Annotated in this window: 14 protein-coding genes; 9 read left to right on the plus strand and 5 right to left on the minus strand. The window is 63.6% G+C overall.

From position 1 onward, the window contains the following. Window positions 1-67 precede the first annotated feature (67 nt). From epd to FHW75_RS02785, 8 genes are all read left to right on the plus strand, one after another. A complete protein-coding gene (epd, locus tag FHW75_RS02750) occupies window positions 68-1,129 on the plus strand; it encodes an erythrose-4-phosphate dehydrogenase (protein ID WP_012274524.1) in 1,062 nt (353 codons plus the stop codon). Between the two features lie 12 nt (window positions 1,130-1,141). Continuing rightward, entirely contained in the window at window positions 1,142-2,305 is a 1,164-nt protein-coding gene (locus tag FHW75_RS02755) for a phosphoglycerate kinase (protein WP_016712386.1), read from the plus strand. Beyond that, window positions 2,305-2,556 carry a hypothetical protein gene (locus FHW75_RS02760; RefSeq protein WP_060501000.1) on the plus strand — a complete coding sequence of 84 codons (252 nt, stop codon included), beginning with the start codon at window positions 2,305-2,307 and terminating at the stop codon, window positions 2,554-2,556. Before FHW75_RS02755 ends, FHW75_RS02760 begins: the two co-directional genes overlap by 1 nt. A 63-nt stretch (window positions 2,557-2,619) precedes the next feature. Then, window positions 2,620-2,949, plus strand: coding sequence for an MliC family protein (locus tag FHW75_RS02765; protein ID WP_016712384.1), 330 nt, complete (start codon window positions 2,620-2,622; stop codon window positions 2,947-2,949). 100 nt (window positions 2,950-3,049) lie between these two features. Beyond that, window positions 3,050-4,114: a class II fructose-bisphosphate aldolase gene (gene fba / locus FHW75_RS02770; protein ID WP_012274520.1), complete on the plus strand. Its 1,065-nt coding sequence runs from the start codon at window positions 3,050-3,052 to the stop codon at window positions 4,112-4,114. A 210-nt stretch (window positions 4,115-4,324) separates the two neighbouring features. Then, window positions 4,325-6,451 (plus strand): bifunctional diguanylate cyclase/phosphodiesterase, encoded by a 2,127-nt coding sequence (locus FHW75_RS02775; protein WP_019097665.1) that lies wholly within the window; start codon window positions 4,325-4,327, stop codon window positions 6,449-6,451. 39 nt (window positions 6,452-6,490) lie between these two features. Further along, on the plus strand, window positions 6,491-6,991 hold the full coding sequence (locus tag FHW75_RS02780; protein WP_026020381.1) for a M48 family metallopeptidase: 501 nt from the start codon (window positions 6,491-6,493) through the stop codon (window positions 6,989-6,991). Window positions 6,992-7,003: 12 nt separating this feature from the next. Next, on the plus strand, window positions 7,004-7,300 hold the full coding sequence (locus FHW75_RS02785; protein ID WP_016712380.1) for a helix-turn-helix domain-containing protein: 297 nt from the start codon (window positions 7,004-7,006) through the stop codon (window positions 7,298-7,300). 32 nt (window positions 7,301-7,332) lie between these two features. Here FHW75_RS02785 and FHW75_RS02790 read toward each other — a convergent pair whose 3' ends face one another. After that, window positions 7,333-7,785 carry a GNAT family N-acetyltransferase gene (locus FHW75_RS02790; protein WP_016712379.1) on the minus strand — a complete coding sequence of 151 codons (453 nt, stop codon included), beginning with the start codon at window positions 7,783-7,785 and terminating at the stop codon, window positions 7,333-7,335. Window positions 7,786-7,940: 155 nt separating this feature from the next. Between FHW75_RS02790 and FHW75_RS02795 the strand changes: the two genes are divergently transcribed. Further along, window positions 7,941-8,678, plus strand: a complete 738-nt coding sequence (locus FHW75_RS02795) for an ABC transporter substrate-binding protein (protein WP_019097666.1) — start codon at window positions 7,941-7,943, stop codon at window positions 8,676-8,678. Between the two features lie 15 nt (window positions 8,679-8,693). Here FHW75_RS02795 and yccS read toward each other — a convergent pair whose 3' ends face one another. The 4 genes from yccS to mdtD form a co-directional block, all read right to left on the minus strand. Further along, window positions 8,694-10,877 (minus strand): YccS family putative transporter, encoded by a 2,184-nt coding sequence (gene yccS / locus FHW75_RS02800; RefSeq protein ID WP_019097667.1) that lies wholly within the window; start codon window positions 10,875-10,877, stop codon window positions 8,694-8,696. A gap of 83 nt (window positions 10,878-10,960) precedes the next feature. Beyond that, window positions 10,961-12,142, minus strand: a complete 1,182-nt coding sequence (locus tag FHW75_RS02805; RefSeq protein WP_183673103.1) for an NAD(P)/FAD-dependent oxidoreductase — start codon at window positions 12,140-12,142, stop codon at window positions 10,961-10,963. Between the two features lie 138 nt (window positions 12,143-12,280). After that, window positions 12,281-13,618: an ATP-dependent RNA helicase DbpA gene (gene dbpA, locus FHW75_RS02810; RefSeq protein WP_232238295.1), complete on the minus strand. Its 1,338-nt coding sequence runs from the start codon at window positions 13,616-13,618 to the stop codon at window positions 12,281-12,283. A 112-nt stretch (window positions 13,619-13,730) separates the two neighbouring features. Continuing rightward, on the minus strand, window positions 13,731-15,158 hold the full coding sequence (gene mdtD / locus FHW75_RS02815; RefSeq protein ID WP_019097669.1) for a multidrug transporter subunit MdtD: 1,428 nt from the start codon (window positions 15,156-15,158) through the stop codon (window positions 13,731-13,733). Between the last annotated feature and the right edge of the window lie 21 nt (window positions 15,159-15,179).

Raw genomic sequence — 15,179 nt, forward strand, 5'->3', positions numbered from 1 at the left:
AGCGGCCTTGTGCCGCGAATGGGCTGCGCAGCGGCCCCGTTCAACTGCCGGAGTTCAAGAGCTACCTATGCCCCACCTGCGTCCCTACAAAGTTGCACTCAACGGTTATGGCCGTATCGGCCGCTGTGTCCTGCGCGCGCTGTTCGAGCGGGGGGCGAAGGCCGGTTTCGAGATCGTCGCGCTGAACGACCTGGCCGATCAGGCCAGCCTGGAGTACCTGACTCGCTTCGACTCCACCCACGGGCGTTTCCCCGGTGAGGTGAAGGTCGATGGCGATTGTCTGCATATCAATGGCGACTGCGTGAAGGTAATGCGCAGTGCTACCCCTGAAGGCATCGACTGGGCAGCGCTCGGCATCGATCTGGTGCTGGAATGCTCCGGCGCCTACAACACCCGCGCCGATGGCCAGCGTTTCCTCGACGCCGGTGCGCCCCGGGTACTGTTCTCGCAGCCCATGGCCAGCGAAGCCGACGTAGACGCCACGGTGGTCTACGGCATCAACCAGGCCTGCCTGACCGGCAGCGAGCGCCTGGTGTCCAACGCCTCGTGTACCACCAACTGCGGTGTGCCGCTGTTGCGTGTGCTGGACCAGGCGTTCGGCATCGAATACGTGCAGATCACCACCATTCACTCGGCGATGAACGACCAGCCGGTGATCGACGCCTACCACCACGAAGACCTGCGCCGCACGCGTTCGGCCTTCCAGTCGGTGATCCCGGTGTCCACTGGTCTGGCGCGTGGCATCGAGCGCCTGCTGCCGGAACTTGCCGGGCGAATCCAGGCCAAAGCGGTACGCGTGCCCACCGTCAACGTCTCGTGCCTGGACATCACCCTGCAGACCGCCCGCGACACCAGCGCGGCCGAGGTCAACCGGGTATTGCGCGAGGCGGCACTGGAAGGCCCGCTCAAAGGCTTGCTGGCCTACACCGAACTGCCGCACGCCAGCTGTGATTTCAACCATGACCCGCATTCGGCGATCGTCGATGCCAGCCAGACCCGTGTTTCCGGCCCCCGCCTGGTGAACTTGCTGGCCTGGTTCGACAACGAATGGGGTTTTGCCAACCGAATGCTCGACGTTGCCGAACACTTTCTGCACGTCGTTCACCCAACCCGCAACAAACAGCCCTGAAGGACTGCATTCATGACCGTGTTGAAGATGACCGACCTCGACCTGCAAGGTAAACGCGTACTGATCCGCGAAGACCTCAACGTGCCTGTCAAGGACGGTGTGGTAGCCAGCGATGCGCGTATCCTGGCAGCGCTGCCGACCATCAAGCTGGCCCTGGAAAAGGGCGCGGCGGTAATGGTCTGCTCGCACCTGGGCCGCCCGACCGAAGGCGAGTTCTCTGCCGAGAACAGCCTCAAGCCGGTTGCCGACTACCTGAGCAAGGCCCTGGGCCGCGACGTGCCGCTGGTTGCCGACTACCTGGACGGTGTCGCGGTACAGGCCGGTGACCTGGTGCTGTTCGAGAACGTGCGCTTCAACAAGGGCGAGAAAAAGAACGCTGACGAACTGGCGCAGAAGTACGCTGCCCTGTGCGACGTGTTCGTCATGGACGCGTTCGGCACCGCTCACCGCGCCGAAGGTTCGACCCATGGTGTGGCCAAGTTCGCCAAGGTCGCTGCTGCCGGCCCGCTGCTGGCTGCCGAGCTGGATGCGCTGGGCAAAGCCCTGAAGGCGCCTGCCAAGCCGATGGCGGCCATCGTTGCCGGTTCCAAGGTGTCCACCAAGCTGGACGTGCTGAACAGCCTGAGCGCCGTGTGCGACCAGCTGATCGTCGGTGGCGGCATCGCCAACACCTTCCTGGCCGCTGCTGGCCACCCGGTGGGTAAGTCGCTGTACGAGCCTGATCTGGTCGATACCGCCAAGGCCATCGCCGCCAAGGTCAGCGTGCCACTGCCAGTAGACGTGGTGGTTGCCAAGGAATTCGCCGAAACGGCCGAAGCTACCGTCAAGGCCATCGCCGACGTGGCAGCCGATGACATGATCCTGGACATCGGCCCGCAAACCGCGGCCAACTTCGCCGAGCTGCTGAAGTCGTCGAAGACCATCCTGTGGAACGGCCCGGTCGGCGTGTTCGAGTTCGACCAGTTCGGCAACGGCACCCAGGTACTGGCCAAGGCCATCGCCGACAGCGCTGCATTCTCCATCGCCGGTGGCGGTGACACCCTGGCAGCCATCGACAAATATGGCGTCAGCAAGGATATCTCCTACATTTCTACCGGTGGTGGTGCCTTCCTCGAGTTCGTCGAGGGCAAGGTCCTGCCCGCCGTGGCAATCCTGGAAGAGCGGGCCAAGGCCTGATGACGTCGGCGCTTGGCAAAGGGAGTGGCCTGATGGTCAAGCAATTGCCTGTGATGATGCTGGCCGGCCTGCTGAGCGCCTGCTCTGGCAGCCCGGCTTCCGATGCCGATCCGGCGCATTCGCCCAAGGGCGGCTGCTATCAGTCCGAATGGCAGGCCGAAACCGTGCCGGTCATCAGCAAGCGCGTGGGCCCGGAAGGCCTGGAAAAGTACGACGAAGACCACCAGCGCAAGGCGCTGGGTTGCCCTTGAGCCCGGCGTTTCGTCGGCTCAGGCAACCAAGCGACCGCTGTGTGGTCATCTAGAGGATATGTAATGAAAGCGCTTTTGGCCGCTACGGCCCTGGCGACACTGGCAGGATGCTCACTGCTGCAGCCGGCGCAACCCGCCCCGGCAGACAACTGGACCCGTTGGGTCTGCGACACCCAGGCCGAAGTGCTGTGGCGCTTCGCCGATGCACAACGCGACCAGGTCGACGTGCGCCTGGGTGGCGGCGACCAGGTCTACCGGCTCAAGTCCGAGCCGGGTGCCTCGGGTGCGCTGTACAGCGATGGCATGCTGGCCTTCCACACCAAGGGCGAAGAAGGCCTGGTGTACTGGGTGGCAACCAACGATCTGATTGGGCGGGGCTGCAAGGCACCGTGACTGGCCGGGCCGCGACGGTGGCCCACACTACTTGAACAGCAACCGCCCCTGCGGCAGGCTTGCACGAAACAAACGACGCTTGTCGGGAGAGAGATACACAATGGCACTCATTAGCATGCGCCAGATGCTGGACCACGCCGCCGAGTTCGGTTACGGCGTACCAGCTTTCAACGTCAACAACCTCGAGCAGATGCGCGCCATCATGGAAGCGGCCGACAAGACCGACTCCCCGGTGATCGTCCAGGCTTCGGCCGGTGCCCGCAAATACGCTGGCGCCCCGTTCCTGCGCCACCTGATCCTGGCGGCCATCGAAGAATTCCCGCACATCCCGGTGTGCATGCACCAGGACCACGGCACCAGCCCTGACGTCTGCCAGCGCTCGATCCAGCTGGGCTTCAGCTCGGTCATGATGGACGGCTCGCTGGGTGAAGACGGCAAGACCCCGACCGACTACGAGTACAACGTCCGCGTTACCCAGCAGACCGTTGCCATGGCACACGCCTGCGGTGTTTCGGTAGAAGGCGAGCTGGGCTGCCTGGGTTCGCTGGAAACCGGCATGGCCGGTGAAGAAGACGGCATCGGCGCCGAAGGCGTGCTGGACCACAGCCAGATGCTGACCGACCCGGAAGAGGCTGCCGACTTCGTCAAGAAGACCCAGGTCGACGCCCTGGCGATCGCCATCGGTACCAGCCACGGTGCCTACAAGTTCACCAAGCCGCCTACCGGCGACGTGCTGGCCATCGACCGCATCAAGGAAATCCACAAGCGCATCCCCAACACCCACCTGGTGATGCACGGTTCTTCCTCGGTACCGCAAGAGTGGCTGGCGATCATCAACCAGTACGGCGGCGACATCAAGGAAACCTACGGTGTACCGGTTGAAGAGATCGTCGAAGGTATCAAGTACGGCGTACGTAAGGTCAACATCGACACCGACCTGCGTCTGGCCTCTACCGGTGCCATGCGCCGCCTGATGGCGACCAACCCGAGCGAGTTCGACCCACGCAAGTTCTTCGGTGAAACCGTCAAGGCCATGCGCGACGTGTGCATCGCTCGTTACGAAGCCTTCGGCACTGCCGGCAATGCCTCGAAGATCAAGCCGATCTCCCTGGAAGGCATGTACCAGCGCTACCTGAAAGGTGAGCTGGCCGCCAAGGTCAACTGATCAACCGGCAGCATGAAAAACCCGCAGCGATGCGGGTTTTTTTATGGGCGACAGAACCTGCACATAATCCCGGCAGACCGACCGTTAGTCGGCTACCGTACAGTTGAGCCGCTGATAGCGTTCTGATTGCATTGCGCGTTACAGCCTCGGGTCTAGAGTATTGATGGATCCAACCGTATTTTGAAGTCGGTCACATAACAGAGAAGCAGCATGGATGGCGCTCAAGCTCAACCACAGCCACTGGATGGCTGCTCGGTTCTTCTGGTGGTAGACGACTACCCCGAGAACCTCATCAGCATGCGGGCCTTGTTGGCCCGGCAGGATTGGCAAGTGTTGACGGCAAGCTCAGGGATGGAAGCCTTGAGCGCGTTGCTCGAGCACGATGTCGACCTGGTCCTGCTGGATGTGCAAATGCCGGAAATGGACGGTTTCGAAGTCGCCCGGCTAATGCGTGGCAGCCAACGCACCCGGCTGACCCCGATTATCTTCCTCACCGCCAACGAACAGTCCGAAGCCGCCGTGCTCAAAGGCTACGCCAGCGGCGCCGTGGACTACATGTTCAAGCCGTTCGACCCGCAAATCCTCAAGCCCAAGGTTCAGGCCTTGCTCGAACAGCAGCGCAACCGGCGCATGCTGCAACGTCTGAGCCGAGAGCTGGAGGCCGCCAGGGCATTCAATGCATCGATCCTGGAGAATGCTGCCGAGGGCATCCTGGTGGTAGATGCACAAGGTGTCATCAGTTTTGCCAACCCGGCCATTTCGCGCTTGCTGGCGGCACCGGTTCAGCAATTGCAGGGCGCTCACCTGCTTGACCTGGTGCAACTGGCCAATGCCAGGCTGTGGGAGGAGTCCGACTTCTATCAGGCCTACCTGGGGCGGCGCATTTTCCGCGTACACGATGCCCTGTTGCGCACTTTGGGGGGCGAGCTGGTGCCGGTGGCGCTGTCCTGTGCACCGCTGCCGGCCGACCAGCAGGCCATGGTGGTGACGGTGCTGGACATGTCGGTGGTGCGCAACCTGCACCAGCAATTGGAGTACCAGGCGGTTACCGACCCGCTCACCGGGTTGCTCAACCGGCGGGGTTTCTACCAGGCCGCCGAAGGTGCTCTGCTGCGTAACGAGCGCTCGGACAAGGCGCAGGCGCTGATGTACATGGACCTGGATGGCTTCAAGCGCATCAACGACTCGCTGGGCCATGAAACCGGTGACCGCGTGCTGCGCTGGGTAGGCGAGCAACTCAAGGACTGCCTGGGTAGCGAGGCGTTGCTGGCGCGGATGGGCGGTGATGAATTCACTGCACTGTTCGACAGCCTGCCTTACCCCGAGCAGGCGGGCCGTTATGCCGAGAAACTGCTTGAGCGTATTTCGATCAGCCATCAGATCGAAGGGCTTGATGTGAGCCTTGGGGTCAGTATCGGCATCGCCACCTACCCGGACTGCGGCGCCAATGTGGAGGGCCTGTTGCGTGCAGCCGATGCGGCGATGTATGCCGCGAAGCAGGCCGGGCGCCAGCAGTACCGCTTCTATGACCAGGAACTCAACGGCCGCGCACGTTCGCGCCTGATGCTTGAAGACGGCGTGCGCGCCGCCATCGAGCAGCAGGACTTCACCTTGGTCTATCAGCCTCAGGTGTCGTTCATCGATGGCCGTCTGCGTGGATTCGAAGCATTGTTGCGCTGGCAGCACCCCAGCGTCGGCGACGTACCGCCGGGGCTGTTCATTCCGTTGCTGGAGGAAGCACGGCTGATCAACCGCCTGGCCAGCTGGATTTATCGGCAGGGGGCCGCTCAGCGCCAGGCCTGGTACGAACGCTTCCCCGCAGACCTGGTACTTGGCATCAGTTTGAGCCGTGCGCAGTTCGTCATGCCCAGCCTGGTTGAGGAGTTGCAGCGGGTCATCCAGCTTTACCAACTGGACCCGGCGCAGCTGGAGGTGGAAGTGGCGGAGACCTCGTTGATGTACAACATCGATGCGGCCGTAAAGCAGATACACCGCCTGCGCGAGTTGGGAGTTCGGGTGGCGCTGGATGACTTTGGGGCGGGTGACTGCTCATTGCGCATGCTGCGCGACTTGCCAATCGACACCCTCAAGCTTGACCGCCACCTGGTGGCACGCCTGCCCGACTCGACGGTGGATGCGGCTTTGGTCCGCAGTGTGATTGGCCTGTGTGCCGACTACCGTATCACGGTGATTGCCGAAGGGGTGGAGACCCCGCCTCAGGCGGCCTGGCTCAAGGCCAATGGCTGTGAGTATGTGCAGGGCTTCCTGGTGGCTCACCCGATGATCGCAGCGGACGCCAGCGGCTTTCCGGCAATTTTCTCGTGGCCAGGGCCATGATTGGCTAGAATCGGCATTCGTTACGCCGAATGCAGCGCCATGACCGTATTACGTTACTTGCAAGCCTACCCCCCGCACCTGCAAGCGCAGGTGCGGCAGATGATCGACAGCGGCCGCCTGGGCGAGTACCTGCAGCGACGCTACCCCGACCGCCATGACGTGCAAAGCGACAAGGCGCTGTATGGCTATGCCCAGGACCTGCGCCAGCAGTACCTGCGCACCGCGCCGGGCCTGGACAAGGTATTGTTCGACAACCGCCTTGACCTGACCCATCGGGCCTTGGGCCTGAATACGGCGGTGTCGCGGGTGCAGGGCGGCAAGCTCAAGGCGAAAAAGGAAATCCGCATTGCCTCGTTGTTCAAGGAGGCCGCGCCACAGTTCTTGCGCATGATCGTGGTGCACGAACTGGCGCACCTGCGCGAGCGCGATCACAGCAAGGCGTTCTACCAGCTCTGCCAGCACATGGAGCCGGACTACCACCAACTGGAATTCGACCTGCGCGTCTACCTGACTTATCGGGAGCTGCCGGGCAACGTTTAAGGACCACGCAGCATGGAAGTGAGCAAGACCAAGAGCAGCTTCTACCGCCGTTTGTACGTGGCCTGGCTGATCGACAGCCGGACCGCGACCAGCGTACCCGCGTTGATGGAGGCCACCGGGATGCCACGGCGCACGGCCCAGGACACCATCGCCGCCCTGGCCGACCTGGACATCGTCTGTGAGTTCGAGCAGCAGGAAGGCGCGCGCAATCATGCCGGGCATTACCGCATTCATGACTGGGGCGCGATCGACAAGCAGTGGATCATCCAGCACCTGCGGCAGATCCGCGAAGTCTTGGGCTACCCGTGAAGTTCCGGGGCCGCAGCATGGCCCCGGCAACCTCAACCTTTGCGCATCCCGATATGCGGAATATCGTCCTCAAGGTATTCCTCTCCCACCACCACAAACCCGTGCCGGGCATAGAACCCTTGCAAATGCGCTTGCGCCGACAGGTAAACCGGCACGCCTGGCCAGCAATGCTCAGCCGCCTCCAGCCCCTTGAGCAGCAACGGATGCCCCAGCTTCAGCCCGCGCGCTGACGGCGAAGTCACCACTCGTCCGATCACCACATCCCCGCCCTGGGACTGCGGATCGAGCAGGCGCAGGTAGGCGACCAGCTTGTCATCCTGCCAGGCCATCAGGTGCAGCGTATCGCCCGTCAGGTCCTGGCCGTCCACTTCCTGGTAGGCGCAGCGCTGCTCTACCACGAACACTTCCGTGCGCAATTGCAGAATGGCGTAGAGCTGGTCCTTGCCGAGGTCGGTGTGGTGCTTGCAGAGCCAGTCGATGGATATAGGCGCGAACTCCTTGAGTGAGCGGTCGATCATCGCATGGCCTGTGCCCTTCGGCCAAAATAGAGGCTAAATGACACTATTGGCCGCTGCCCTCGGCGATGGCTTTGTGTAATCTCATCGGCAGTGTGTGCCCCCCATCGCGAAAGGACGTGAGCATGCGGCCACTGCTTTGTGTTCTGGGATTACTGGCAATGATGCTGGCAACACCCGTCGCACCCCAGGACAAACTGCGCCTGGTGGCCGACAGCTGGCCGCCGTTCACCGATACCAGCATGCCGGGCGGGGGCTTGGCCACCAGCATTGTCACCTCGGCGCTGGCCCGCGCGGGCTATGCCACAACGTTTGAAGAAGCGCCTTGGGCCCGGGCGTTGCTGGGGGTGAGTGAAGGGCGTTACGACGTGCTGATCAATGCCTGGCAGAACGACGCGCGTGCCCGTATCGGGCAGTTCTCCAGCGCTTACCTGACTAACCGTATTCGCCTGCTGCAACGCACGGGCGAGCCATTGCGCTATCAGCACCCGTCGGACTTGTACCCCTACAGCATTGCTGTGGTGCGTGATTACGCCTACTCACCTGAGTTTGACGGCGATACCCGGTTGAACAAGGTGCCGGTGCGCAACTTTTCGTCGGCCGTGCGCATGCTGGCGGCCGGGCGGGTGAACCTGGCGGTGGAGGATGAGTATGTGGCACGTTACAACTTGCAGCGTGAGCCGCAGGAAGTGCGCGATGGGGTGATGCTGGTGGAGCCGCCGTTGGGGGAGAACACCCTGCATATTCTGGTTAGCCTGAAGCACCCGGGGCATGCGCGGATTGTCGAGGGGTTCGAGCAGGCGATTGCGGCAATGAAGGCGGATGGCAGTTACGCGCGGTTGCTGCGCCAGCATGGTTTCTGAGGGTTGTGCCTGCTCTCAGGCAGGCGCACCCTCCTTGATCAAATGCGCCGCCAAGGTCCGCAATGGCCCCAGCTGCCGGCAAATCAGCGCCAACTGTGTCTGCACCAGCCGCTGATGCTCATCCAGCTCTTCCGGCATCTGCTCAAGGGCATTGGCCAGCGCCTCTTCTTCATCACTGTGAATCGCCACCGGTAACCGCGCCGCCAGCCCATTGGCTATTTCGTCCAGGCTGTTGGCCAGGCTTTGCCCGGCGCCTTCGATCAGTTGCTCCTGGACCTCCGCCGGCAACGCTGTGTCGCGGTGTGCACCCAGCCCGGAGAGGTAGCTGAGCAGGGTGTGCGACAGCACCAGGAAACGGAAGCCCACATCCGCTTCCTTACGGAAATGCCCAGGCTCCATCAGCATGTTGGCCAAGGTGGTGGACAGCGCCGCGTCGGCGTTGTGGGCATTGCGCCGGGCCAGGCGGTAGGCCAGGTCGTCGCGCTTGCCGTGGGCATACTGCTGCATGATCTGGCGCAGGTATACGCTGGCGCAGGCCAGGGTATTGGCCAGTGCCTTGTTCAGCCGCCGCCCTTGCCAGTCCGGCAGGAACAGGAACACCGCCAGGATGGCGATCAGGCTGCCCACCAGGGTATCGAACAGGCGCGGCAGGAACAGCCCATAGCCATCGCCGATCTGGTTGAAGCAGAACAGTACCATCAGGGTGATCGCCGCCGTGGCCAGGGTGTAGCGGGTGGTGCGGTTGACGAAGAACACCACCCCGGCGACCACGGCGAACAGCGACTGGATGACCGGGTTGGGGAACAGGTCGAACAACGCCCAGCCCACTGTCAGGCCGACGGCGGTGCCGAAGATTCGCTGTACCAGCTTGCGCCGGGTTGCGCCGTAGTTGGGCTGGCACACGAACAACGTGGTCAGGATGATCCAGTAGCCTTGGGTGGGGTGGATCAGGTGCACCATGCCGTAGCCGATCGACAGCGCCAGCGGCAGGCGCAGGGCATGACGGAACAACAGCGAGGTCGGCGTCAGCTGGGTGCGCAGGCGTGTCCACACGTCTTTAAGCGAGCGTGGGGAGCGGTCGAGCAGGCTGCTGTCGCTGGCGTCGGCCAGGCTGTCCGGGTTGCTGGCGGCGCTTAGCAGGCGGTCCAGTGTTGCCAGGTTGGCGGCCAGTGCCCGCAGCGAACGCAACAGGCCACGCCAGGCCGGGTTGCTCTGGATGCGCAGGTGTTCTAGCGAAGCGTTGAGGTCTTCGAGGGCTTCGGGATAACCGCTGGCCAGCACGAATGGCTGGCGCAGGCGGATGGAGCGCGCCAGCTCCTGGCAGGACGAACCCTGCTTGCGCAGCAGGCGCTGGCAGCGAAACATCACATCACTGTGGAAGAACGCGTCGGTCAGGGCGTTATAGGGGTAGTGCGAGGCACTGACCCGCTCGTGGATGTCCTGGGCCAGGAAATACAGCTTGAGGTAGCGGCTGACTTTGGAGTTCGGCTGGCTGTTGCCGACCCGGTGCAGGATGATTTCCTTGGCTGCGTTGAGCGCCGCCACCACCTTGCCGTTTTGCTGCGCCAGCTCAAGGCGGCGGGCCTCGACATCGAGGGTGCGTACCGGCTCGAACAGGCTGGCCTTGAGCTTGAGGTAGCTGCCCAGCTCGTAGAACAGCTTGGCCAGGCTTTGCTGCACCGGCTGGTTGGAGAACAGTGCCTGCCATAGCACCGACAGCAGCCCGTACCAGGCCGCCCCCGTCACCAGCAGCAAAGGCTCGTGCCAGAAGTCCGTCACCTGGCCACCGCGCTGGTCAACGCCGATCATGGTGTAAACCGCTGTGATCAAGGTCGCTGAAGCGATGGCACCGTAGCGTTCGCCCAGTGCACCGAGCATGGTCAGGCCGAATGCGGCCAAGGCCAAGGCAACAACGAAAACCCAGGGGTAGGGGAACAGTAGCTCCACCGCCAGCGCGGCGATGGCAAAACACACGAGGGTAACGGCAAGGGCGCTGAGACGGCCCTGCCAGCTGTCGTCGGTTTCGGCCAGGGCACTGGCGATGATGCCGAGGAACAGGGGGATCAGCAGGGCCATCTCGTTCTGGTACCAGCACAGGGCCAGGCTGCCGGTGAGGGCGATGGTGACCCGGATGCTGTAGCTGAACTTGTCTTGGCCCCACAGGCGACGCAGTGACTGACGGAACGAGCTCGATGACATGATGGCCTGCTAGGCAGTAAGCGAAGAATGCATTGCAGCACGGGCCAGCAAGAAGCGTTCCGTGCTGCTGAATGGATTCTACTCTACACGAACTGCGCTGCGGCGTTGGCCGACGCCCAGGCCCACTGGAAGTTGAAACCGCCCAGGTGGCCGGTGACGTCGAGCACTTCGCCGATGAAGTACAGGCCCGGGCTTTTGAGCGATTCCATGGTCTTGGACGACACTTCGCGCGTATCCACGCCGCCCAGGGTGACTTCGGCGGTGCGGTAGCCTTCGGTGCCGGCCGGTACCACTTGCCAGTTCGCCAGCTTTTCGGCGATCTGTGCCAGCTCTGCCGGGGTGTACTGCTTCATCGGCCTGGACTCGAACCACTGCTCGGCCAGCAGGTTGGCCAGCTTGCGGGTGAACACCTCGCCCAGCACGGTCTTCAGTTCGGCGTTGGCGCGCTCGGTTTGCATCTGTTGCAGCCAGGTGAGCGCATCGCGGTCGGGCAGCAGGTTGATCTCCACCGTGTCACCGGCTTCCCAGAACGAAGAAATCTGCAAGATCGCCGGGCCGCTCAGGCCACGGTGGGTAAACAGCAGGTTTTCGCGGAAGCTGGTGCCATTGCAACTGGCGGTGCAGTCCAGCGAGGTGCCGGACAACTCGGTGCACAGTGCCTTGAGTTGGGGCTCGGTGATGGTGAACGGCACCAGCCCGGCGCGGGTCGGCAGCAGGGTGTGGCCAAACTGGCGCGCCACCTGGTAGCCGAAACCGGTGGCACCCAGGGTCGGGATCGACAGGCCGCCGGTGGCAATCACCAGTGACTGGCAGGCGAACTGGCCACCGCTGGTCTGCAGCAGGTAGCCGGTTTCGGTCTTTTCGATCTGTTCGATGCTGGTATGCATGCGGATTTCGGCGCCAGCCTCGTCGCACTCGACCAGCAGCATGTCGAGGATGTCGCTGGCCTTGTTGTCGCAGAACAGCTGGCCGAGCTTTTTCTCGTGGTACGCCACGCCGTGCTTGCACACCAGTTCGATGAAGTCCCATTGGGTGTAGCGGGCCAGGGCCGACTTGCAGAAATGCGCGTTCTGCGACAGGAAGTTGGCCGGCTCGGTGTACATGTTGGTGAAGTTGCAGCGCCCGCCGCCAGACATGAGGATCTTCTTGCCGGGCTTGTTTGCGTGGTCGAGCAGCAGCACCCGGCGGCCACGGCGAGCGCTGAGCTGGGCGCACATCAGGCCGGCGGCGCCGGCGCCGAGGATGATGACGTCGGTGGAATGCACGGTGTTACCTCTTGGGAATTGCCGGGGCTGCTTGGCAGCCCTTTCGCGGCACAAGGCCGCTCCTACAGGAGATACGCGATCGCTTGCAGGAGCGGCCTTGTGCCGCGAAAGGGCCGCAAGGCGGCCCCAAAAAAATCATCAGATGATGCGGACTTTCAGTGAACGCCCTTTGATCTTGCCGCTGTTCAGCCGCTGCATGGCCTGCTTGGCCAGCGCCCGCTCCACGGCAACGAACGCCTGGAAGTCGAAGATGGCAATCTTGCCCACCTGCTTGCCCGGGATGCCGGCATCACCGGTCAGTGCCCCGAGAATATCGCCCGGGCGCAGCTTGTCCTTGCGCCCGGCTGCAATGCACAGGGTGCTCATCACCGGCAGCAGCGGCTCGCCGCCCTTGTTCTTCAGGCTGTCCAGCTGGTCCCAGCGCAGCGGGCTCTTCTGTAGCGCCTCGATGGCCTGGGCGCGGTGGCCTTCGGCTGGTGCCACCAGGCTGACTGCAACACCTTTCTCACCCGCACGGCCAGTACGGCCCACACGGTGTACGTGGATTTCGGCATCACGCGCCAGTTCCACGTTGATGACCATGTCCAGGCCATCGATATCCAGGCCGCGCGCAGCCACGTCGGTAGCCACCAGCACCGAGCTGCTGCGGTTGGCGAACATGGTCAGCACCTGGTCGCGGTCGCGCTGCTCCAGGTCGCCGTGCAGCGCCTGGGCGACGATGCCCTTGGCGGTCAGGTGGGCAACCACGTCCTCGCATTGCTGCTTGGTGAAGCAGAACGCCACGCAGGACTGCGGGCGGTAGTGGCCGAGCACGCGGGTGACGGCCTCCAGGCGCTGCTGCGGGTCGATCTCGATGAAGCGCTGTTCGATCTGGTTGTCGGTGTGCAGGCTTTCGACCTTCACTTGCTGCGGGTTGCGCATGAAGTCGGCGGCCAGTTGCTTGATACCGGCCGGGTAGGTGGCCGAGAACAGCAGGGTCTGGCGGCGCGACGGGGTCTTGCCGATGATGCTGGCGATGGCGTCGAAGAAGCCCATGTCGAGCATGCGGTCGGCTTCGTCCAGTACCAGCGTGTTCAGGCCATCGAGTACCAGGGTGCCCTTGTCCAGGTGTTGCTGGATACGCCCCGGGGTGCCGACGATGATGTGCGCACCGTGCTCCAGCGAGGCGATTTGCGGGCCCAGCGAAACGCCGCCGCACAGGGTGAGGATCTTGATGTTGTCCTCGGCGCGGGCCAGACGGCGCAGCTCCTTGGCCACCTGGTCGGCGAGTTCGCGGGTAGGGCACAGCACCAGCGCCTGGCAGCCGAAGTAGCGCGGGTTGATCGGGTTCAGCAGGCCGATGCCGAAGGCGGCGGTCTTGCCGCTGCCGGTCTTGGCCTGGGCGATCAGGTCCTGGCCCTTGAGGATGACCGGCAGGCTCTGGGCCTGGATCGGCGTCATCGAGGCATAGCCGAGGGCGTCCAGATTCGCCAGCATGGCGGCGGACAACGGCAGAGTGGCAAAGGCGGTGGATTCGGTGGTCACGAGGCTGGCCTGCGGTGCGAAGCGAAAAATGCCGCACAGTCTACCAGCCTCATGGCCATTCGCCCTACGACTCCATGTGTTCTTCCGGACGACGGGCACGCCTTCCGTCCGTGGGCGCCAGTTGCAGGAAGATCGCTGCCGCCAGCATGGCCATCACGCCGATGGTGACGAAGGTCAGCTGGAAGGCGCCCAAGGTGGACTCCACGCCTTCGGCGCTGCCCGCTGCGGTAAAGCCGCCCAGCAAGGCACCGGCACAGGCCACGCCCAGGCTCAGGGCCAGTTGCGCGACCACCGATAGTAGGCTGTTGCCGCTGCTGGCGCTGGCGTCGTCCAGGTCGATCAGGGTCACGGTGTTCATCGCGGTGAACTGCATCGAGTTGACCGCCCCCAGCAAGCCCAACTGAATCAGTAGCACCGCGTAGGGCGTCTGCTCGTCGACCAGCCCCAGGCTGGCCAGCAGCAGGCCCAGCAGCAGGGTGTTGCCGGTGAGGATGATACGGTAACCGAAGCGCTCGATCAGCGGGCGGGCAACGGACTTGGCCAGCATGGCCGCTGCCGCCAGCGGGATCATGCTCATGCCGGCCTGGGCCGGTGAGTAGCCCAGCGCGACCTGCAGCAGCAACGGCACCAGGAACGGTAGGGCGCCACTGCCCAAGCGGGCGAACAGGTTGCCGAGGATGCCGATGGCGAAGGTGCGCACGCGGAACAGGCTGGGCGAGAACAAAGGCTCCGGGTCGCGCCCGGCACGCAGCCAGTAGGCGGCCAGGCACGCCATGCCGGCGAACAGCAGCAACATCACCCGCAAGTGCGGCAGGTGCAGCTCGCCCAGGCCTTCCATGGCGATGGTGATCAGTACCATCGCGGCACCAAACAGCAGGAAACCGGGGCCGTCGAACGTGGTGCGCTCGGCACCGCGCAGGTCTGGTATGAACTTCCATACGGCAAAGCAACCGATCAGGCCGACGGGCAGATTGAGCAGGAAGATCCAGTGCCAGCTGAGGATCTCCACCAGCCAGCCGCCGACCGTCGGGCCTAGCAATGGGCCGAGCAGGCCGGGGATGGTGATGAAACTCATGATTCGCACCAACTCGCTGCGTGGATAGGCGCGCAGCACCACCAGGCGCCCGACCGGCAGCATCAGCGCACCGCCCAGGCCCTGCACGACCCGGGCGAAGATCAAAAAGCCCAGGCTGTTGGCAGCGGCACACAGCAGCGAGCCGAAGCTGAACAGCAGGATGGCACTGAAGAAGATGCGCTTGGTGCCGAAACGGTCGGCGATCCAGCCCGAGGCGGGGATCAGCAGGGCTACGGTGAGCATGTAGGCGATGATCACGCCCTGCATGCGCAGCGGGTCTTCGGCCAGCGAGCGGGCCATGGCCGGCAGTGCGGTGTTGAGGATGGTGCCGTCCAGGGACTGCATGAAGAAGGCGATGGCCACCACCCAAGGGATCCAGCGGGCGGTGACGGGGTCTAGCGGTGCTCGATCGGGCATGACTTCCTCGTTTGTCAGTGC

Source organism: Pseudomonas sp. OG7 (assembly GCF_014192825.1).
GTDB classification, from domain to species: domain Bacteria; phylum Pseudomonadota; class Gammaproteobacteria; order Pseudomonadales; family Pseudomonadaceae; genus Aquipseudomonas; species Aquipseudomonas monteilii.